This window comes from Streptomyces sp. C, assembly GCF_000158895.1.
GTDB lineage: Bacteria > Actinomycetota > Actinomycetes > Streptomycetales > Streptomycetaceae > Streptomyces > Streptomyces racemochromogenes.
In genome coordinates, this window is the sequence record NZ_GG657750.1 from 2,130,077 (window position 1) to 2,150,502 (window position 20,426).

Annotated in this window: 14 protein-coding genes; 7 read left to right on the plus strand and 7 right to left on the minus strand. The window is 71.1% G+C overall.

Going from position 1 to position 20,426, the window contains the following annotated elements:
- Positions 1 to 40 precede the first annotated feature (40 nt).
- On the minus strand, positions 41 to 3,583 hold the full coding sequence (gene dnaE, locus SSNG_RS09425) for a DNA polymerase III subunit alpha (RefSeq protein WP_007263588.1): 3,543 nt from the start codon (positions 3,581 to 3,583) through the stop codon (positions 41 to 43).
- 178 nt (positions 3,584 to 3,761) lie between these two features.
- Between dnaE and SSNG_RS09430 the strand changes: the two genes are divergently transcribed.
- The 5 genes from SSNG_RS09430 to SSNG_RS09450 all read left to right on the plus strand — a co-directional run bounded on the left by SSNG_RS09430 (position 3,762) and on the right by SSNG_RS09450 (position 9,729).
- Positions 3,762 to 5,114, plus strand: a complete 1,353-nt coding sequence (locus SSNG_RS09430) for a DUF2252 domain-containing protein (protein ID WP_007263589.1) — start codon at positions 3,762 to 3,764, stop codon at positions 5,112 to 5,114.
- Positions 5,115 to 5,225: 111 nt separating this feature from the next.
- Entirely contained in the window at positions 5,226 to 5,921 is a 696-nt protein-coding gene (locus SSNG_RS09435) for a hypothetical protein (protein WP_042800790.1), read from the plus strand.
- Positions 5,922 to 5,971: 50 nt separating this feature from the next.
- Positions 5,972 to 6,766: a DsbA family protein gene (locus SSNG_RS09440; protein ID WP_007263591.1), complete on the plus strand. Its 795-nt coding sequence runs from the start codon at positions 5,972 to 5,974 to the stop codon at positions 6,764 to 6,766.
- Between the two features lie 127 nt (positions 6,767 to 6,893).
- Positions 6,894 to 8,543, plus strand: coding sequence for an alkaline phosphatase D family protein (locus SSNG_RS09445; protein WP_007263592.1), 1,650 nt, complete (start codon positions 6,894 to 6,896; stop codon positions 8,541 to 8,543).
- Between the two features lie 178 nt (positions 8,544 to 8,721).
- A complete protein-coding gene (locus SSNG_RS09450) occupies positions 8,722 to 9,729 on the plus strand; it encodes a zinc metalloprotease (RefSeq protein ID WP_241695014.1) in 1,008 nt (335 codons plus the stop codon).
- Between the two features lie 107 nt (positions 9,730 to 9,836).
- On the opposite strand, the gene SSNG_RS09455 is transcribed toward SSNG_RS09450, so the two are convergent.
- On the minus strand, positions 9,837 to 10,415 hold the full coding sequence (locus SSNG_RS09455) for a dienelactone hydrolase family protein (RefSeq protein WP_206731285.1): 579 nt from the start codon (positions 10,413 to 10,415) through the stop codon (positions 9,837 to 9,839).
- A 63-nt stretch (positions 10,416 to 10,478) separates the two neighbouring features.
- Here SSNG_RS09455 and SSNG_RS09460 point away from each other — a divergent pair, with 63 nt between their 5' ends.
- On the plus strand, positions 10,479 to 11,522 hold the full coding sequence (locus SSNG_RS09460) for a mechanosensitive ion channel domain-containing protein (RefSeq protein ID WP_050779848.1): 1,044 nt from the start codon (positions 10,479 to 10,481) through the stop codon (positions 11,520 to 11,522).
- 174 nt (positions 11,523 to 11,696) lie between these two features.
- Here SSNG_RS09460 and SSNG_RS09465 read toward each other — a convergent pair whose 3' ends face one another.
- From SSNG_RS09465 to SSNG_RS44785, 5 genes are all read right to left on the minus strand, one after another.
- Positions 11,697 to 13,289 carry a Na+/H+ antiporter gene (locus tag SSNG_RS09465; RefSeq protein ID WP_042800792.1) on the minus strand — a complete coding sequence of 531 codons (1,593 nt, stop codon included), beginning with the start codon at positions 13,287 to 13,289 and terminating at the stop codon, positions 11,697 to 11,699.
- 70 nt (positions 13,290 to 13,359) lie between these two features.
- A complete protein-coding gene (locus tag SSNG_RS09470) occupies positions 13,360 to 13,818 on the minus strand; it encodes a GNAT family N-acetyltransferase (RefSeq protein WP_007263597.1) in 459 nt (152 codons plus the stop codon).
- On the minus strand, positions 13,815 to 14,756 hold the full coding sequence (locus tag SSNG_RS09475) for an RluA family pseudouridine synthase (RefSeq protein ID WP_007263598.1): 942 nt from the start codon (positions 14,754 to 14,756) through the stop codon (positions 13,815 to 13,817). Before SSNG_RS09475 ends, SSNG_RS09470 begins: the two co-directional genes overlap by 4 nt.
- A 52-nt stretch (positions 14,757 to 14,808) precedes the next feature.
- Entirely contained in the window at positions 14,809 to 15,375 is a 567-nt protein-coding gene (lspA, locus tag SSNG_RS09480; RefSeq protein WP_042800793.1) for a signal peptidase II, read from the minus strand.
- 85 nt (positions 15,376 to 15,460) lie between these two features.
- A complete protein-coding gene (locus tag SSNG_RS44785) occupies positions 15,461 to 16,591 on the minus strand; it encodes a TraR/DksA C4-type zinc finger protein (RefSeq protein ID WP_128636906.1) in 1,131 nt (376 codons plus the stop codon).
- Positions 16,592 to 17,147: 556 nt separating this feature from the next.
- On the opposite strand from SSNG_RS44785, the gene ileS reads away from it, so the two are divergent.
- Positions 17,148 to 20,294 (plus strand): isoleucine--tRNA ligase, encoded by a 3,147-nt coding sequence (gene ileS, locus SSNG_RS09495; RefSeq protein WP_007263601.1) that lies wholly within the window; start codon positions 17,148 to 17,150, stop codon positions 20,292 to 20,294.
- Positions 20,295 to 20,426 lie beyond the last annotated feature (132 nt).

Genomic DNA, 20,426 nt, shown 5'->3' on the forward strand with positions numbered 1-20,426 from the left:
CTTCCGTACGCGTGCGCGCGGGTACGCGCCCCCGTGCCGGTTATCCGGCCAGGCAGGAGGGGCCGAGCAGCACCTTGAGGTCGCCGAAGAGGGCGGGGTCGGGCTGGACCCGGTGCCGGTCCAGGCGCAGCACGGTGGTGGTGCGGGGGCCCTGGAGCTTGATCCGGACCTCGGTGTTGCCCTTGTGGTGGCGCAGGATCTCGCCCAGACGGGTCACCATCGGCGGGGTGACCTTGACGGTGGGGATGGTGAGGACGACGGGGGCGTTGGTGCCGGCGGAGGAGAGGTCGGGGACCATCATCTCCATGGCGACCAGGCGGGGGACGTCCTCGCGCTTGTCGAGGCGGCCCTTGACGAAGACGACGGTGTCCTCGACCAGTTGGGTGGAGACGAGTTGGTAGGTCGCGGGGAAGAACATGCACTCGATGGAGCCGGCCAGGTCCTCGACGGTGGCGATGGCCCAGGCGTTGCCCTGCTTGGTCATCTTGCGCTGGAGGCCGGAGATGATGCCGCCGATGGTGACGACGGCGCCGTCGGCGTGCTCCCCGCCGGTGAGCTGGGAGATCCCGGCGTCCGTCTTGTCGGACAGGACGTGCTCCAGGCCGAAGAGGGGGTGGTCGGAGACGTAGAGGCCGAGCATCTCGCGCTCCTGGGCGAGCAGGTAGGACTTCTCCCACTCGACGTCGGAGAACTCCACGTCGAGGCCGAAGCCGGGCTCGTCGCCGCCGTCCTCGTCACCCATTCCGCCGAACAGGTCGAACTGTCCCTCGGCTTCCTTGCGCTTGACCGCGACCACGTTGTCGATCATCGATTCGTGGTGGGCGACCAGGCCCTTGCGGGTGTGGCCCATCTCGTCGTAGGCGCCGGCCTTGATCAGCGACTCGACGGTGCGCTTGTTGCAGACGACGGCCTCGACCTTGTCGAGGAAGTCGGGGAAGGAGGAGTACTTCCCCTTCGACTTCCTGGTCTTGATGATCGAGTCGACGACGTTCTGTCCGACGTTGCGGACGGCGGTGAGGCCGAAGAGGATCACGTCGTCGCCCTGGGCGGCGAAGTTGGACTCGGACTCGTTGACGTTCGGCGGGAGCACCTTGATGCCCATGCGCCGGCACTCGTTGAGGTAGATCGCGGACTTGTCCTTGTCGTCCTTGACCGAGGTGAGCAGGCCGGCCATGTACTCGGCCGGGTAGTTCGCCTTGAGGTAGGCGGTCCAGTAGGAGACCAGGCCGTACGCGGCCGAGTGGGCCTTGTTGAAGGCGTAGCCGGCGAAGGGGACCAGCACGTCCCAGAGCGCCTGGATCGCCTGGTCGGAGTAGCCGTTCTTGCGGGCGCCGGCCTGGAAGATCGTGAAGTTCTTCGCCAGCTCCTCGGGCTTCTTCTTGCCCATGACGCGGCGCAGGATGTCGGCCTCGCCGAGCGAGTAGCCGGCGATGATCTGGGCGGCCTTCTGGACCTGCTCCTGGTAGACGATCAGGCCGTAGGTGACCGCGAGGACCTCTTCGAGCGGCTTCTCCAGCTCGGGGTGGATCGGGGTGATGTCCTGCTGCTTGTTCTTGCGCAGCGCGTAGTTGGTGTGCGAGTTCATGCCCATCGGGCCCGGGCGGTAGAGCGCGGACACGGCGGAGATGTCTTCGAAGTTGTCGGGCTTCATCAGGCGCAGCAGGGAGCGCATGGGGCCGCCGTCGAACTGGAAGACGCCGAGGGTGTCGCCCCGCTGGAGCAGCTCGAAGGTCTTGGGGTCGTCGAGCGGGAGGGCCAGGAGGTCGATGTCGATCCCCTTGTTGGCCTTCACCATCTTGACGGCGTCGTCCATGATCGTGAGGTTGCGCAGGCCGAGGAAGTCCATCTTCAGCAGGCCGAGCGACTCGCAGCTCGGGTAGTCCCACTGGGTGATGGTGACGCCGTCGGTGTGCCGCACCCAGACGGGTACGTGGTCGGTGATGCGCTCGCTGGACATGATCACGCCGGCGGCGTGCACGCCCATCTGGCGGACCAGGCCCTCGACGCCGCGGGCGGTGTCGATGACCTTCTTCACGTCGGGCTCGTTCTCGTACATCCCGCGGATCTCGCCGGCCTCGCTGTAGCGGGGGTGCGAGGGGTCGAGGATGCCGGAGAGCGGGATGCCCTTGCCGAGGACGTCGGCGGGCATGGCCTTGGTGAGCCGGTCGCCCATGGCGTACGGGTAGCCGAGGACGCGCGCGGAGTCCTTGATCGCGTTCTTGGCCTTGATGGTGCCGTAGGTGCCGATCATGGCGACCTTGTCGGCGCCGTACTTCTCGGTCACGTACCTGATCACCTCGACGCGCCGGCGCTCGTCGAAGTCGATGTCGACGTCGGGCATGGAGACGCGCTCGGGGTTCAGGAAGCGCTCGAAGATCAGGCCGTGCGGGATGGGGTCGAGGTCGGTGATGCCCATGGCGTACGCGACGATCGAGCCGGCCGCGGAGCCCCGGCCGGGGCCGACCGCGATGCCCTGGTTCTTGGCCCACATGATGAAGTCGGCGACCACGAGGAAGTAGCCGGGGAAGCCCATCGAGATGATCGTGTCCATCTCGTACTCGACCTGCTTCATGCGATCCTCGGGGATCCCGCCGGGGAAGCGGCGGTGCATGCCCCGCATGGTCTCCTCGCGGAACCAGGTGACCTCGGTGTAGCCGTCCGGGATGTCGAACTTCGGCATGAGGTTGCGGAACTTGAACATGCCCTCGGTGTCGACCTGCTCCGCCACCTTCCAGGTGTTGGCGCAGCCCTCCTGCCAGGCGTCCGAGGAGTCGATGGCGTACATCTCCTCCGTGGACTTCAGGTAGTAGCCGGAGCCGTCGAAGCGGAAGCGGTCGGGGTCCGAGAGGTTCTTGCCGGTCTGGATGCAGAGCAGGGCGTCGTGGGCGCCGGCCTCGTGCGCGTACGTGTAGTGGGAGTCGTTCGTGACCAGCGGCGGGATGCCGAGCTTCTTGCCGATCTCCAGGAGGCCGTCGCGGACCCGGCGCTCGATCTCGATGCCGTGGTCCATCAGCTCCAGGAAGTAGCGGCCCTCGCCGAAGATGTCCTTGTAGTCCGAGGCCGCCTTGATCGCCTCGTCGAACTGGCCGAGGCGCAGCCGCGTCTGCACCTCGCCGGAGGGACAGCCGGTGGAGGCGATCAGGCCCTCCGACCACTGGCTGATGGTCTCCTTGTCCATGCGCGGCCACTTCGTGAGCCAGCCCTCGGCGTACGCGTCGGAGGACAGCCGGAAGAGGTTGTGCAGGCCCGTGGCGTTCGCCGCCCAGATCGTCTTGTGGGTGTAACCGCCGGAACCGGAGACGTCGTCCCGCTTCTGGTGGGGCTGGCCCCACTGGATGCGGCGCTTGTTGCGCCGGGACTCGGGGGCGACGTACGCCTCGATGCCGATGATCGGGGTGATCCCGGCCTTCTGCGCGGAGTGGAAGAAGTCGTACGCCCCGTGGAGGTTGCCGTGGTCGGACATGGCGATGTGCGTCATGCCCATTTCATTGCAGGCAGCGAACATGTCCTTCAGCCGCGCGGCACCGTCCAGCAGCGAGTACTGGGTGTGGACGTGCAGGTGCGTGAACGGCGTCTTGGTCACGGTGGGGGCCTCCTGAGGAGAGAGGGGCGGCAGCTACGAATCCTACGTCCCACGAGTGACAGACCCGGGGCACTGACGGGTACGGTCGGCCGTTGCAGAAGTTGCAGAACCGGGAAGACCGGTCCGGCGTCCAGTCGGTCAGAAGCCGTACCACCCCTTGCACCAGGAGGCATCCGCCATGGCGGTCACCGAGACCACCGACGAGCAGCGCGCCGAGCAGATACTCGATGTGTTCGACACCGCATTCGGCCGGCTGCTCGCCGCCGACCCCGCCGCCTTCCAGGTCAAGTTCCGGAAGATGGCGGCCTCGGCCTTCGCCTTCTACCGGGGGACCGCCTGCCTCTTCTACGCCGACCTGGAGCGTGACCGGCACGGCGGCCCCTACCTGGACGAGCGCACCGGCCGGGTGTGGATCCACGGCGACCTGCACGCCGAGAACTTCGGCACGTACATGGACGCCAACGGCCGGCTGGTGTTCAACGTGAACGACTTCGACGAGGCGTACGTGGGCCCCTTCACCTGGGACCTCAAGCGCTTCGCCGCCTCCGTCGCCCTGATCGGCTACACCAAGGCGCTCAGCGACGAGCAGATCAGCTCCCTCGTGCGGACCTACGCGGCGGCCTACCGGGAGCGGATCCACCAACTGGCCACCGGCGCCAAGAACGAGGAAGTCCCCTCCTTCACCCTCGACACCGCCGACGGCGCCCTCCTCGGCGCCCTGCGGGCGGCCCGCTCGCGCACCCGCTTCTCCCTGCTGGACTCGATGACGGAGATCCGCGACCACGAGCGCCGCTTCACCTCGGACCTTGGGGCCTCCCCAGCGAAGCGAGGGGATGGGGCGATCGAGCTGGACGCGGCCACCCGGTACAAGGTGCTGGCCGCCTTCGACGGGTACCTGGAGACCCTGCCGGAGGAGTCCCTGGTGCGCCCGGACTCGTACCGGGTCAAGGACGTGGTGGGCCGCCGGGGCGTGGGCATCGGCTCGGCGGGCCTGCCCTCGTACAACATCCTGCTGGAGGGGCACAGCGACGCCCTGGAGAACGACGTCGTGATCTACCTCAAGCAGGCGCAGACCCCGGCCGTGTCCCGGCACATCACCGACCGGGCGGTGCGGGAGTACTTCCAGCACGAGGGCCACCGCACGGTGATCTCGCAGCGCGCCCTCCAGGCGCACGCCGACCCGTGGCTGGGCTGGACCGAGCTGGACGGCGCCGGGCAGCTGGTCGCGGAGGTCTCCCCGTACGCGGTGGACCTGGACTGGTCGGACCTGGACGACCCGGAGGAGATCGCGGCGGTGGTCGCGGACCTGGGCCGGGCCACGGCCACCATGCACGCCTCGGCGGACGAGGCCGAGAGCGGGCAGTCGCTGGTGCCGTTCTCCACCGAGCGGGCCATCGACGCGGTGATCGCCGCCGACGAGGAGGGCTTCCCCGAGCTGCTGGTCGACTTCGCCCACGCGTACGGGGCCCGGGCCCGCGCCGACCACCAGATCTTCGTGGACCTGTTCCGCAACGGCCGGATCATGCCGTAGGCCCTCCGGGTCCGGGAGTACGGGTCCCGGGCCCAGGGTCGAGGTCCGGCCCGGCCGACAAAGCACCCCCGTGCTCCCTCCCTCACAGGAACCCGTGGCAGACTCGCGGCGATGGACATATCAGGGGTGAGGATCCGGGGGCTGCGGGCCGCGCTGTTCAGCGCGCTCGTCGTGCTGCTCTCGGCCGGCTCCCACGTGCTCATGTCCCGGGTCCCGCTGCCGCCCGCGATGATCGCCGGGGCCTTCGCCGGGGTCTTCACGGTCGCCTACGCGCTGGCCGGCCGGGAGCGGGGCTTCGGCCCGATCGCCGGGCTGCTGGTGCCGCTGGAGCTGGCGGCCGACACCGTCTTCACCGCCGGCCAGCACCTCTGCTACGGCCCCGCCGGCGGGCCGGTCGCCGGGCCGCTGCGCGCGCTGGGCCTGGACGAGCTGTGCGGCGGGACGCCGGTGGGCGGGCCGCTGACCGGGGTGGCCGGGCCCGCCGGGGATCCGGCGGCGCTGCTGGCCTCGCCCGGGCCGTGGACGCCCTGGCTGCTGCTCGGCGCGCACGTCGCCGTCGGGCTGGCGGCCGCCGCGTGGCTGCGGCACGGCGAGCGGGCCCTGGTGCGGCTGCTGCGGGCGGTCGCCGCCTTCGCGTTCCGGCCGCTGCTGCTGGCCGCCGCCCCGGCCGGGGCCGTCCCCGGGCGGGCCGGGCGGGCGCTGCGGCCGGTGTTCCGCGGCGCGGTGGCCCGTACCCGCTTCCCGGCGCATTCCGTGGGCCGGCGGGGTCCTCCCGTACGCGCGGCGCTCGTGATCGCGAGCGCCTGAGCACGTACGGCAGTACCCCCCTCGTCCCTTCCCGTTCCACGGAGATCACCATGAGTGCACGCAACAGCCAGCAGAACAAGGCCGCCGCCCGCGAGCGGCTGCGCGTCGAGCGCGAGCAGCAGGCGAAGAAGGACAAGGTCCGCCGCCAGGTGTTCGTGGCCGGCGGGGTCGTCGCCGCCCTCGCGCTGGCCGGCGTCGCCGGCTACGCCGTCGTCCAGGCCAACGAGCCCGGCTACTGGGACAAGGCCGCCAAGGCCGAGCTGGTCAAGCCGAAGAACACCACGGGCGAGGACGGCCTGACGGTGGTCATCGGCAAGCCCGAGGCGAAGAAGACCCTGGAGCTGTACGAGGACTCGCGCTGCCCGGCCTGCGCCGCCTTCGAGCAGTCGGCGGGCGACCAGGTCAAGAAGGACGTGGAGGCGGGCAAGTACAAGCTCCGCTACTTCGGCGCGACCTTCATCGACAACGGCGTCAAGGGCGAGGGCTCGAAGAACGCCCTGAGCGCGCTGGGCGCGGCCCTGAACGTGAGCCCCGAGGCCTTCCTGGAGTACAAGGGCGCGCTCTACTCGAAGGCGCTGCACCCCGAGGAGACGAACGACGCCTTCGCCAAGGACGACTACCTGCTGAAGGTCGCGGACACCGTCCCGGCGCTGAAGGACAACGCCGAGTTCAAGAAGGCGGTCCAGGACGGCACCTACGACCGGTGGGCGATGGACATGTCGGACGCCTTCAACAAGTCCGGTGTGACGGGCACCCCGACGCTGAAGATGGACGGCAAGAAGATCGAGACCCCGGCGACGCCGGAAGCCTTCACCGCGGCGATCGACAAGGCTCTCGCGGGCTGATGCCCTGACAGATCCGGACATGTCTCCGGAACCACCGCACGAGGGCGGGTGAACTCTCCGAGTTCGCCCGCCCGTTGCCGTTCCGTACCTGTTCCCAGCCACATACCGATCAGTAATATGATCGGCCGTGACCAGTCATCTCACCCCTCCCCACCCGCGCCGCCGTACGGTCGTCCTGGCCGCGGCGGCCACGGCCGCGCTCGCGCCGATCGGCACCCTCGGCGCCCAGGCGGCCCACGCGGCGGGGGCCGCGCCCGCCTTCCTCCACGGCGTCGCCTCCGGCGACCCGCTGCCCGACGGGGTCCTGCTCTGGACCCGCGTCACCCCGACTCCCGAAGCGGTGCCCGGCTCCGGGCTGGGTCCGGCCACCGCGGTGGGCTGGGAGGTGGCCGAGGACAAGGCCTTCTCCCGGATCGTCGCCAGCGGTTCGGTCACCGCGACGGCCGCCTCCGACCACACGGTCAAGGCGGACGTGCGCGGCCTGCGGCCGCAGACCCCGTACTGGTACCGCTTCACCGCGGACGGGACCGTCTCCCCGGCCGGCCGCACCCTGACCGCCCCGGCGGCCGGGACGACCACGCCCGGCATCCGTTTCGGCGTGGTCTCCTGCGCCAACTGGGAGTCCGGCTACTTCTCCGCGTACCGGCACCTGGCCGCCCGCACCGACCTGCACGCGGTGCTGCACCTGGGCGACTACATCTACGAGTACCAGACCGGCGGTTACCCCGAGGCCAAGTACGTCGTGCGCCAGCACGAGCCGAAGAACGAGATCGTCTCGCTCTCCGACTACCGCACCCGGCACGGCAAGTACAAGACGGACGGCGACCTCCAGGCCCTGCACGCGGCCCACCCGATCGTGGCGATATGGGACGACCACGAGTTCGCCGACAACTCCTGGTCCGACGGCGCCGGGAACCACACCCCGGGCGCCGAGGGCGACTGGGCGGCCCGCGCGGCCGCGGCCAAGCAGGCGTACTTCGAGTGGATGCCCGTACGCCCGTCCATCGCGGGCACCGTCTACCGGCGGCTCCAGTTCGGCACCCTGGCCGACCTGCACCTGCTGGACCTGCGCTCCTTCCGCTCGCAGCAGGCCAAGACCGGCAGCGGCTCGGTGGACGACCCGGACCGCACCATCACCGGGCGGGCCCAGCTGGACTGGCTCAAGTCCGGGCTGGCGTCCTCGAACGCGACCTGGAAGCTGGTCGGCACCTCGGTGATGATCTCGCCGGTGGCCTTCGCCTCGCTGCCCGCGCACCTGCTGAAGCCCCTCGCGCACCTGCTGGGCCTGCCCGAGGGCGGGATCGCGGTCAACACGGACCAGTGGGACGGCTACACGGACGACCGCAAGGAACTCCTGGGCCACTTGAAGGACCGGAACATCAAGAACACGGTGTTCCTGACCGGCGACATCCACATGGCGTGGGCGAACGACGTCCCCGTGAACATGGCGACGTACCCGGGTTCGGGCACGGCGGCCACCGAGTTCGTGGTGACCTCGGTGACCTCCGACAACATCGACGACATGCTGCACGTGGCGCCGCACACCCTCTCGGTCGTGGCGGAGGGCGCCATCAAGGCGGCGAACTGGCACGTGAAGTGGCTGGACATGGACTCGCACGGCTACGGCGTGCTGGACGTGACGGCCGAGCGCTCGCAGATGGACTACTACGTCGTCTCCGACAAGCGGCGGCAGGACGCGAGCTCCTCCTGGGCCCGCTCGTACCGCACGCTGAACGGCAGCCAGAAGGTGGAACGGGCCGACCGCCCAGTTAGCTGACCCACCGTCAAATCTGCTGCGCGATGGGGCTTCTGGTGCAGACCAGGAGCCCCATCCGCCACATCGGCAACAAATCTTTAACCTACGAGTACTTGCCATCTTGATGACATGCACACATAAACTTCCGGCCAGCGTGAGGAAATCCCTCACCCCCCACCACGCTTGCCGAGGAGCCATCGTGCGCGCTGCCGCCCGCATATCCCCCCTTCTCCGCCGCCGCCTCATGGGTACGGCCGTCCTGGTCTCCACCCTGGCGTTCGCCCCGCTGACCGCCCCCACCACGGTCGCCGCCGCCTCCACGACCGGTGCCGAGGCCTGTGCCGAGCAGGGCTCCGCCCCTGCCAACGCCCGCGTCGCCAAGCCCAAGGACAACCACGCGGCCGAGCCCAACGAGGTCAGCGAGGAGCAGGTCAAGGCCATGGACGCCGACCTGCAGAAGAAGCTCAAGGGCCTCCAGCTGTCCCCGCAGCAGGTCTTCGGCTCCGGCGCCGGCACCTCCCTCGCCGCCGCTGCCACGAACATCCCGGTGTACGTCCACGTCATCACCTCCGGCACCGCCGGAAAGCTGACCGCCACGGAAATCAACAACCAGATCGCCGTCCTCAACGCCGCCTACAGCGGCCAGGGCAACGGCAACGTCGACTCCGGCTTCCAGTTCACCCTGGCCGGCACCGACTACACGGACAACGCCGCCTGGTACAACGTCTCCGACGGCACCCAGGCCGAGAAGGACATGAAGAACGCCCTGCGCAAGGGCGACAAGAACGCGCTCAACATCTACACCGCCAACCTCGGCGGCGGCCTGCTCGGCTGGGCGACCTTCCCGAGCTCCTACACCTCCGCGCCCAAGATGGACGGCGTCGTCCTGCTCAACACCTCGCTGCCCGGCGGCTCCGCCGCCAACTACAACGAGGGCGACACCGCCACCCACGAGGTCGGCCACTGGATGGGCCTCTACCACACCTTCCAGGGCGGCTGCTCGGGCAGCGGCGACTCCGTCGCCGACACCCCGGCCGAGAAGAGCGCGGCCTTCGAGTGCCCGACCGGCCGCGACTCCTGCACCACCAAGGCCGGCGTCGACCCGATCCACAACTTCATGGACTACACGTACGACTCCTGCATGTACCAGTTCACCGCGGGCCAGGTCTCGCGCATGAAGAGCATGTGGACCGCCTACCGCGGCTGACCCGCAGGCTCCACCGCACTCACGACGATGCCCCCCGGCGCCCTGCGCCGGGGGGCATCGCCCTGTCTCCCGCTCCCCGCTCCCCGCTCCCCGCTCCCGCCCGCTTGCTACAGCGTGTCGAGGAACGCCAGCGCGACCCTCCAGGTCTCCTCCGCCGCCTCGGCGTCGTAGTCCTCCAGGTCCGGGTCCGTGAACAGGTGCCCCGCGCCCGCGTAGCCGTGCACCTCCACGTCCGCCCCGGCCCGCCGCATCCGCAGGTACCAGGCGGTCAGCCAGTCGTGCGTCTCGTACGGGTCCGGGTCCGCGATGTGCAGCTGCACCGGCAGCTCGTCGGCCGAGGCGTCCTCGTCCAGGTCCGCCGTGCCGTGCAGGAGGAGCAGGCCGCGCGCCTTGTCGTCGGCCAGCGCCAGGTGCTGCGCGACCGAGCCGCCGAAGGAGAAGCCCGCGTAGACCAGGCCCCGGTCGGAGAACGGCGCCGACGCCAGCACCGCCCGCTTGAGCAGCTCGTCGCGGCCCACTTCCTCCTGGTAGGCCGCGCCCTCCTCGAACGTGGCGAACGTACGGCCCTCGAAGAGGTCCGGCACCTGGACCTCGTGCCCGGCCGCGCGCAGCCGGCCGGCCGCCGCGTGGACCGCGGGCCGCAGCCCGTACGTCGAATGGAAGAGCATGATGTTCATGCCCTCCATCGTGCCATTCCCGTGAAAGCAGGAGTCCGGGGGCGCCCCGTGGATACGTTCTCCGGCATGGAGATGGAGAACGTCCTGCGAGGCGCCCTGGTCGTCGGCGCCGCCCTGGTCCTCACCCTGGTCGCGGGCTGGGTGCTGGACCTGCTGCTGCGCAAGGCCGACGCCCGGCACACCGAAACCCCGCTGTGGGGCCTGCTGCGCCGCTGCGGCCCGCCCTTCCGGCTCGTCCTCGGCACCGCGGCGCTCCAGGCCGCGTACCGCCCGGCGGGCATCCTCCCCGCTCACGCGGCCGGCGTCGGCCACGCCCTGACCCTGGTCCAGATCGCCTCGACCGCCTGGCTGCTCGTCGGCATCGCGGCGGCCGTGGTGGAGGCCACGTACGCCCGCTACGCCGCCGCCTCCCCCGACGACGCCCGGGTCCGCCGGGTCCGCACCCAGGTCACCCTGATCCAGCGGGTGCTCACCGCCGTGGCCGTGGTGGTCGCCGCCGCCGCGATGCTGCTGACCTTCCCGCCGATGCGTACGGTCGGCGCCTCGGTGCTGGCCTCCGCCGGGGTGCTCGGCATCGTCGCGGGCATCGCCGCGCAGGCCTCCCTCGGCAACCTCTTCGCCGGGCTGCAGATCGCCTTCGGGGACACCGTGCGCATCGGGGACACGGTGGTCGTGGACAAGGAGTGGGGCAAGGTCGAGGAGATCACCCTGACCTTCCTGGTGGTGCGCACCTGGGACGAGCGCCGGATCACGATGCCGGTCTCCTACTTCACCGGCAAGCCGTACGAGAACTGGTCGCGCGGCGGCGCCCAGATGACCGGCACGGTCTTCTGGCACCTGGACCACTCCGCACCGGTCCCCCTCATGCGGGACGAGCTGGCCGAGATCCTCAAGGACGTCCCCGAGTGGGACGGCCGCACCGGCACCCTGGCCGTCACCGACACCACCCCGAACACGATCGTGGTCCGCGCGGTGGTCACGGCGAAGGACGGCGACGACGTGTGGACCGTGCGCTGCGCCGTCCGCGAGCGGATGATCGCCTGGCTGGCCGCCGAGCACCCGTACGCCCTCCCCCGCGTCACCACGTCGGAGGCGGCCCCGCGCGACACCGCCTAGCCGAGCAGGGCGGCCGCCGACTCCTCGGCGTACGGGGCCCGCGGGAGCCCGGCCCGCAGGGGGCGGCGGACCACGGCGAGCGGCAGGTCGACCAGGGCCGGGGCGGTCCGGTCCCGCCCCCGGGGCCCGGCCGCGCCGAGCGCCGCCCCGAGTGCCGCCCCGAGTTCCGCGAGGCTACGTGCTCCGCAGGCTCCTCACGTCCAGGTGCCGCAGCACCCGGTCGACGACCTCCGGGTCGGCGCCCGGTTCGCTGCGCGCCGCGAGGACCTCGTGCCGGGCGGCGGACATCATCTCCCGCTGGATGCGCTGCACGTCGCGGATCCGCTCCACCCGCTTCGCGTACGCCTCCCGCCGCTCCTCGTCGACCAGGTCCGGGCTGATCCTGGCCCCGACGTCGTACGCGCGCCGGTACAGGACCTCGACCAGGTCCTCGGGCAGGTCCTCGACCTCCTCGATCTCCTTGAGCCGCAGCTTCGCCGCCTTCGCCGCCCGCAGCGCCAGCCGGCGCCGGGTCTCCCGCTCCACGTCCGTGTCCGCCTCCACCCCCAGCCTGCGCACCAGCCACGGCAGGGTCAGCCCCTGGAACACCAGCGTCGTCATGATCACCGCGAAGGCGATGAAGACGATCTCGTCCCGCGCCGGGAAGGGCTCCCCGGCGTCCGTACGCAAGGGCAGGGCCAGCGCCAGCGCCACCGACGCCACCCCGCGCATCCCGGCCCACCACATCACGAGGCTCTCCCGCCAGCTCAGCGGGATCTCCTCGTCGTAGTCGCGGCGCCGGTGCAGCTTCTTCGCCAGCCAGGCCGCCGGCAGCAGCCAGACCAGCCGGACGCCGACCACCACCGCGACCACCGCCGCCGCCCAGCCGGCCATGGCCCACTCGCGGCCCCCGGCCACCCCGAAGACGTTGTGCAGCTCCAGCCCGATCAGCCCGAACGCCACCCCCGTGACCAGCGTGTCGACGATCTCCCAGAAGGTGTGCCCGGCGAGCCGCCCCAGCACGTCATCGGCGTCGCCGGCGTACTCGGCGAGGAACAGGGCCGTCGTCAGCACGGCCAGCACCCCCGAGCCCCGGAGTTCCTCCGCCACCACGTACGCCACGAACGGCACCAGCAGCGTCAGCCCGATCTGGAGCGTGGCGTCGCCGAGCCGGCCCATCAGCCGGTTCGCGGCCCAGCCGAGCGCCAGCCCGACGGCCACCGCCACCACGGCGGACAGCACGAACTCCCCGAGCGCGTCGGGCCAGGAGAAGCTGCCGCTCACGGCGGCGGCGACGGCGACGTGGTAGAGCACGATGGCGGTGACGTCGTTGAACAGGCCCTCGCCCTCCAGGATCGACACCATCCGGCGCGGCAGCCCGAGCGCCCCGGCCACGGCGGTGGCGGCGACGGGGTCGGGCGGGGCGACGAGCGCGCCGAGGGCGACGGCGGCGGCCAGCGGCAGCCCGGGCACGACGGCGTACGCGACCCCGGCCACGGCGGCGGTGGTGACGAACACCAGGGCCACGGCCAGCAGCAGGATCGGCCGCACGTTGGCGGCGAACTGCCGCCATGAGGTGCGCTGCGCGGAGGCGTACAGCAGCGGCGGCAGCACCAGCGGCAGGATGTACTCGGGCGGCACGTCCACGTTGGGCACGGCCGGCACCAGCGCCAGGCCGACCCCGGCGAGGGTCATCAGCACGGGCGCGGGCAGCCCGAGCCGGTCCCCGAGCGGTACGGTCACGACGGCGCCGAGCAACAGCACGAAGAGCAGAGCGAGCTGATCCACGCCTTTACCCTGTCAGCCCGCCCCCCGTACCCCGCAGGGACGCGCGGGGTCCGCTGCGCGGAGCCGCCCGTTACGGCAGGCGGCGCCGCATCGCGCGGTGCGGGATGCCCGCGTCGTCGAACTCCGGCCCGTACGCCTCGTACCCGAGCCGCTCGTAGAAACCCAGCGCATGCGTCTGCGCCCCCAGCGACACCACCGTCAGCCCCCGCCGCCCGGCCTCCGCCTCGATCGCGCGGACCAGCGCCACCCCGACGCCCAGCCCGCGCGCGGACTTGCGTACGGCCAGCCGGCCCAGGGAGCCGACCTCCGGGGAGCCGGTCTTGGACAGGGCCTCGGGCCCGTACAGCAGGCGGCCGGTGCCCAGCGGCTCACCGTCCGGGCCGACGGCCAGCACGTGCACCGCGACCGCGTCGTACGCGTCGTACTCGATCGCCTCCGGCACGGACTGCTCCACCACGAACACCTCGGTCCGCACGGCGTAGCAGGCCGCGAGGTCGGCCTCCGAGGAGGCCACCCTCACTGCGGTCACTGGCTCTCGGCCCGGATGACGTCCAGCGCGTGCTGCAGGTCCGCCGGGTAGCCGCTCTCGAACTCCACCCACTGCCCGTCGGCCGGGTGCTCGAAGCCGAGCCGCACCGCGTGCAGCCACTGCCGGGTCAGCCCGAGCCGCTTCGCGACGGTCGGGTCGGCCCCGTAGGTCAGGTCGCCGACGCAGGGGTGGCGGTGCGCGGACATGTGCACGCGGATCTGGTGCGTGCGCCCCGTCTCCAGCTTGATGTCCAGCAGGGACGCGGCCCGGAAGGCCTCGATGAGGTCGTAGTGGGTGACCGACGCCTTGCCGTCCTGCGTCACGGCCCACTTGTAGTCGGCGCTCGGGTGGCGCCCGATCGGCGCGTCGATCGTGCCGCTCATCGGGTCCGGGTGGCCCTGCACCAGCGCGTGGTAGCGCTTGTCGACGACGCGCTCGCGGAACTGGTTCTTCAGGGAGGTGTAGGCGCGCTCGGACTTGGCGACGGCCATCAGACCGGAGGTGCCGACGTCGAGGCGGTGCACGATGCCCTGGCGCTCGGAGGCGCCGGAGGTGGAGATCCGGTAGCCGGCGGCGGCGAGGCCGCCGATGACGGTGGTGCCGGTCCAGCCGGGGCTGGGGTGGGCGGCGACGCCGACCGGCTTCATGATGACCACGACGTCGTCGTCGTCGTGGATGATCTCCATGCCGGGCACGGGCTCGGCGACGAGCTCGACGGGCCGCGGCGGGGCGGGCATCTCGACTTCCAGCCAGGCGCCGCCGTGGACGCGCTCGGACTTGCCGACGACGCTGCCGTCGACCGAGACCTTCCCCTCCGCCGCCAGCTCGGCCGCCTTCGTCCGGGAGAAACCGAACATACGGGCGATGGCGGCGTCGACGCGCTCGCCTTCGAGGCCATCGGGAACGGGCAGGGTGCGGATCTCGGGAATCGTACTCACCTGTCGAGTATGCAGGACTCGGCAGAGGAGCACGCCCGCCCGGGCTCGGCGATCAGTCCTTGTGGACGGTCCCGTCCGGGTCCAGGCCCTTGAAGGACAGCAGGACGATCAGGATCCCGCCGCACACGATCGCCGAGTCGGCGAGGTTGAACACGGCGAAGTGGGCCGGTGCGATGAAGTCGACGACCGCGCCCCGGAACACGCCCGGCGAACGGAAGATCCGGTCGGTGAGGTTGCCCAGCGCACCGCCCAGCAGCAGGCCCAGGGCGATCGCCCACGGCAGGCTGTACAGCTTGCGGGCCAGCCGGACGATCACCACGATCACGGTCGCCGCGATCCCGGTGAAGATGATCGTGAAGGCCTCGCCGATGCCGAAGGCGGCCCCGGCGTTGCGGACGGCGGAGAACTTCAGCCACTCGCCGACGATCTCGATCGGCGGCTGGTGCTCCAGCTTGGCCACGACGACCATCTTGCTGCCGAGGTCGAGCAGGTACGCGAGCACCGCGACGACCAGCAGCGCCGCGATCCGCCTGCGCCCCCGGGGCGCGGCGGCCTCCGACTGCGGCTCGGCGTCGTCCCCGACCTCCGGCATACCGATGATGCGCTCCGCCTCTGCCACGTGAGTCCCTCGAACTAGCTCGACCAGGTACGGGAACCTTCATCCCGACGAGACACGAGAGTACGTCAGTACGCGTAGGTCCTGGCTAGTGCCTTCGCTCCTGCTTCTGCTTGCAGTCCACGCACAGCGTCGCCCTCGGGAAGGCCTGCATGCGCGCCTTGCCGATGGGCCGACCGCAGTTCTCGCAGAGGCCGTACGTGCCCGCCTCCAGCCGCTCCAGGGCCCGCTCGGTCTGTTCCAGCATCGAGGTGGCGTTGGCGGCGAGGGCCAGCTCGGACTCCCGGGTGATGTTCTTGGTACCGGTGTCGGCCTGGTCGTCGCCCGCGCCGTCGCCGGAGTCCCGCATCAGGCCCGAGATGGCCACCTCGGAGGCGTCCAGCTCGGCCCGCAGCCGCAGCACCTCGCTCTCCAGCTCGGCCCGCGCCTCGGCGACCTCCGCGGGGGTCCAGGGTTCCTCCCCCTCGCGCACGGCCAGTTCCCCTGGGGCCGGCGCCGCGGCCTTCACCTTGGGGAGCCCGCTGGTGGCGGTCCCGGCCGTCTTCCTGGCCGTACCCGCAGTCTTCTTGGCAACCACTTTCCGAGCTCCCGTCTTCTGCGCGGCCGGGGCCGCCCCCTCGGACGCGGCCGTCTTGGCCGCGGCCTTGCTCGTGGTACGCCCGGCCGGGGCCGAACCGTCCACCGCCGCCCTCTCAGCCGGGCCCTTCTCGGCAGCGGCCTTCCTGACCGGAGCCTTCTTGGCCACCGCCTTCCCGGCAGCAGCCGCCTTGGCCGAAGCCTCCTTGGCTACCGCCTTCCCGGCAGCAGCCGCCTTGGCCGAAGCCTTCTCCGCCACCGCCTTGTCGGCAGTCGCCTCCGCCGGGTCCTTCTCGGCAGCGGCCTTCTTGGCCGAGGCCTTCCCGGCGGGAGCCGACCCGGCCGGAGCCTTCTTCACCGCCGCCTTCCCGGCGGGAGCCGTCCCGGCTGGAGCCTTCTTGGCCACCGCCTTCTTGGCCACCGCCTTCCCGGCAGCAGCCGACCCGGCCGGAGCCTTCTTCGCCACCGCCTTCCCGGCAGCAGCCGACCCGGCCGGAGCCTTCTTCACCGCCGCCTTCCCGGCGGCAGCCGACCCGGCCGGGGACTTCTTGGCGACGGCCTTCCTCGCCGGGGTCCTTGCGGCCGCCGACTCCTTGACCGCGGGCTCGGCCACCTCCCGTGTCCCCGTCTTCTTCGCCACCATGGCCGCGGCCCCTTTTCACATACTGCGATCTTCTACGCAGATCGTGCCGGAACGATAAATCGCCTCCGACCGCACGGCAACGGGGCACGCGTCCGTCGAGGTCAACCTGCATCCGTTGTGCCCAGCGGGGAGCCCCGTAATCCGCCCCACCGGCCCCAACGGATCCCGGAGCCGCCCGTCAGCCCATCCGGGTCATGCCGCGAGCCGCCCCGCGACGCGCCGCCGGGCCCCGCAAAACCGGTCTGCCGACCCGCGCCCCGGCCCGTACACTGGGCGCAGCGAAAGGCATGGATGGGGACGAGTAGCGTCGGACGCAGCCAGGAGCGACCCGGGGACGGTGAGAGCCCGGGGGCGAGCGCGATGCGAAGGATCACCCCGGAGCCGCCGGAAGAAAGCCCGCACGGATCCCCGTACGGCGAGTAGAACCGGCTTCGCACCCCAATGAGGGGGCCGCCGGACCCGTCCGGAGGCCAAGGAGGGTGGTACCGCGGGAGCAGCAGACGCTCTCGTCCCTCCGGACGGAAGTGACACACCGCCGGAGGAAGAGTTCAGCCTCATGACCACACCGCCCCAGTACCGTCCGGTACCCGCCCAGGTCGACCTGCCCGCCCTCGAACACGCCGTCCTCGACTTCTGGCGTGAGAGCAAGACCTTCGCCAAGACGCTGGAGCAGTCCGAGGGCCGCCCCGAGTGGGTGTTCTACGAGGGCCCGCCGACCGCGAACGGCATGCCCGGCGCGCACCACATCGAGGCCCGCGTCTTCAAGGACGTCTTCCCCCGCTTCCGCACCATGCGCGGCTACCACGTGGCCCGCAAGGCCGGCTGGGACTGCCACGGCCTGCCCGTCGAGCTGGCCGTCGAGAAGGAGCTCGGCTTCAACGGCAAGCAGGACATCGAGGCCTACGGCATCGCCGAGTTCAACGCCAAGTGCCGCGAGTCCGTGACCCGCCACACCGACGCGTTCACCGAGCTCACGACCCGCATGGGCTACTGGGTCGACCTGGACGACGCCTACCGGACCATGGACCCCGAGTACGTCGAGTCCGTGTGGTGGTCGCTGAAGGAGATCTTCAACAAGGGCCTGCTGACCCAGGACCACCGCGTGGCCCCCTGGTGCCCGCGCTGCGGCACCGGCCTGTCCGACCACGAGCTCGCCCAGGGCTACGAGACGGTCGTCGACCCCTCCGTCTACGTCCGCTTCCCGCTGACCTCCGGCCCGCTGGCCGGCGAGGCTGCGCTGGTCGTGTGGACCACCACCCCCTGGACCCTGGTCTCCAACACCGCCGTCGCGGCCCACCCCGAGGTCACGTACGTCGTCGCCACGGACGGCAACGAGAAGCTCGTCGTCGCCCAGCCGCTGCTGGAGAAGGCCCTCGGCGAGGGCTGGGAGGCCACCGGCCAGACCTTCACCGGCAAGGAGATGGAGCGCTGGGCCTACCAGCGCCCCTTCGAGCTGGTCGAGTTCCCCGAGCCGGCCCACTACGTGGTCAACGCCGAGTACGTCACCACCGAGGACGGCACCGGTCTGGTCCACCAGGCCCCTGCCTTCGGCGCCGACGACCTCGCGGTCTGCCGCGCGTACGGCATGCCGGTCGTGAACCCGGTCCGCGCCGACGGCACCTTCGAGGAGGAGGTCCCGCTCGTCGGCGGCGTCTTCTTCAAGAAGGCCGACGAGCGCCTGACCGCCGACCTCGACGCGCGCGGCCTGCTCTTCAAGCACATCGCGTACGAGCACAGCTACCCGCACTGCTGGCGCTGCCACACGGCCCTGCTCTACTACGCGCAGCCGTCCTGGTACATCCGCACCACCGCCGTCAAGGACGCGATGCTGCGGGAGAACGAGAAGACGAACTGGTTCCCGGACTCGGTCAAGCAGGGCCGCTTCGGCGACTGGCTCAACAACAACATCGACTGGGCGCTCTCCCGCAACCGCTACTGGGGCACCCCGCTGCCGATCTGGCGCTGCGAGGAGAACCACCTCACCTGCGTCGGCTCCCGCGCGGAGCTGAGCGAGCTGACCGGGCAGGACCACTCGGCCCTGGACCCGCACCGCCCGTACATCGACGACGTCACCTTCCCCTGCACGGCGGAGGGCTGCTCCCTGACCGCCGTCCGCGTCCCCGAGGTCATCGACGCCTGGTACGACTCGGGCTCGATGCCGTTCGCGCAGTGGGGCTACCCGTACAAGAACAAGGAGATCTTCGAGAAGCGCTACCCGGCGCAGTTCATCTCGGAGGCCATCGACCAGACGCGCGGCTGGTTCTACACGCTGATGGCGGTCGGCACCCTGGTCTTCGACAAGTCGTCCTACGAGAACGTGGTCTGCCTGGGCCACATCCTCGCCGAGGACGGCCGCAAGATGTCCAAGCACCTGGGCAACATCCTCCAGCCGATCCCGCTCATGGACCAGCACGGCGCCGACGCGGTCCGCTGGTTCATGGCGGCCGGCGGCTCCCCGTGGGCGGCGCGCCGCGTCGGCCACGGCACGATCCAGGAAGTCGTCCGCAAGACGCTCCTCACGTACTGGAACACCGTCGCCTTCCAGGCCCTGTACGCGCGTACGTCGAACTGGGCGCCGTCCGCCGCCGACCCGGCGCCGGCCGACCGCACGGTCCTCGACCGCTGGCTGCTCTCCGAGCTCCACACCCTCGTCACCGAGGTCACGGACGCGATGGAGGCCTACGACACCCAGCGCGCGGGCAAGCTGCTGTCCGCCTTCGTGGACGACCTGTCCAACTGGTACGTGCGCCGCTCGCGCCGCCGGTTCTGGCAGGGCGACGCGGCCGCCCTGCGCACCCTGCACGACGTGGTCGAGACGGTGACCCGGCTCATGGCCCCGCTCACCCCCTTCATCACGGAGCGGGTCTGGCAGGACATGGTCGTCCCTGTCACCCCGGACGCGCCGGAGTCGGTGCACCTGTCCACCTGGCCGGTGGCGGACGCCGCGGCGATCGACCCGGTCCTCTCGCAGCAGATGCTGCTGGTCCGCCGCCTCGTGGAGCTGGGCCGCGCCACCCGCGCCGAGTCCGGCGTCAAGACCCGTCAGCCGCTGTCGCGCGCCCTGGTGGGGGCGGTGGGCTTCGACGCCCTGTCCCCGGAGCTCCAGGCGCAGATCACGGAGGAGCTGAACGTCTCCTCCCTGGCCTCGCTGTCCGAGGTCGGCGGCTCGCTGGTGGACACCACGGCCAAGGCCAACTTCCGGGCGCTGGGCAAGCGCTTCGGCAAGGGCGTCCAGGACGTCGCGAAGGCCGTCGCCGCGGCGGACGCGGCCGCGCTGTCGCTGGCGCTGCGGTCCGGTTCGGCGACGATCACGCTGGACGGCGAGGAGATCTCCCTCTCCCCGGAGGAGGTCATCATCACGGAGACCCCGCGCGAGGGCTGGTCGGTGGCCTCGGACTCCGGCGCGACGGTCGCCCTGGACCTGGAGATCACCCCGGAGCTGCGGCTGGCGGGCCTGGCGCGTGACGCGATCCGGCTGATCCAGGAGGCCCGAAAGAACTCCGGCCTGGACGTGGCGGACCGCATCGCCCTGCGGTGGTCCTCGTCGGACCCGGAGGTCGTGACGGCCCTCACGGACCACGCCGCCCTGATCTCGGACGAGGTCCTGGCGACGGACTACGCCTCGGGCGAGGCCGACGCCGCCTACGGTGACCCGTTCACGGACGACTCCCTGTCCCTGACGTTCCGCCTCCGCAAGGCGTAACCCCCGCCCGAAGCGGCCCGTACCCCCACGGGGGTCCGGGCCGCTTCGCCGTTCCGGCCCCCGGCCGCCGCTGCGCGGGGCTGGGTCCCCTACCCGCCCTTCAACCGTTCTCGCCTCAAACGCCGGCGGGGC

Bases quoted from the DNA above. Each gene is read 5' to 3' on its own strand.
- ileS (WP_007263601.1), top strand. From the start codon at position 17,148: ATGACCACACCGCCCCAGTACCGTCCGGTACCCGCCCAGGTCGACCTG.
- SSNG_RS09435 (WP_042800790.1), top strand. From the start codon at position 5,226: ATGGACATATCAGGGGTGAGGATCCGGGGGCTGCGGGCCGCGCTGTTC.
- SSNG_RS44785 (WP_128636906.1), bottom strand. From the start codon at position 16,591: ATGGTGGCGAAGAAGACGGGGACACGGGAGGTGGCCGAGCCCGCGGTC.
- SSNG_RS09460 (WP_050779848.1), top strand. From the start codon at position 10,479: ATGGAGAACGTCCTGCGAGGCGCCCTGGTCGTCGGCGCCGCCCTGGTC.
- SSNG_RS09455 (WP_206731285.1), bottom strand. From the start codon at position 10,415: ATGGAGGGCATGAACATCATGCTCTTCCATTCGACGTACGGGCTGCGG.
- SSNG_RS09440 (WP_007263591.1), top strand. From the start codon at position 5,972: ATGAGTGCACGCAACAGCCAGCAGAACAAGGCCGCCGCCCGCGAGCGG.
- SSNG_RS09430 (WP_007263589.1), top strand. From the start codon at position 3,762: ATGGCGGTCACCGAGACCACCGACGAGCAGCGCGCCGAGCAGATACTC.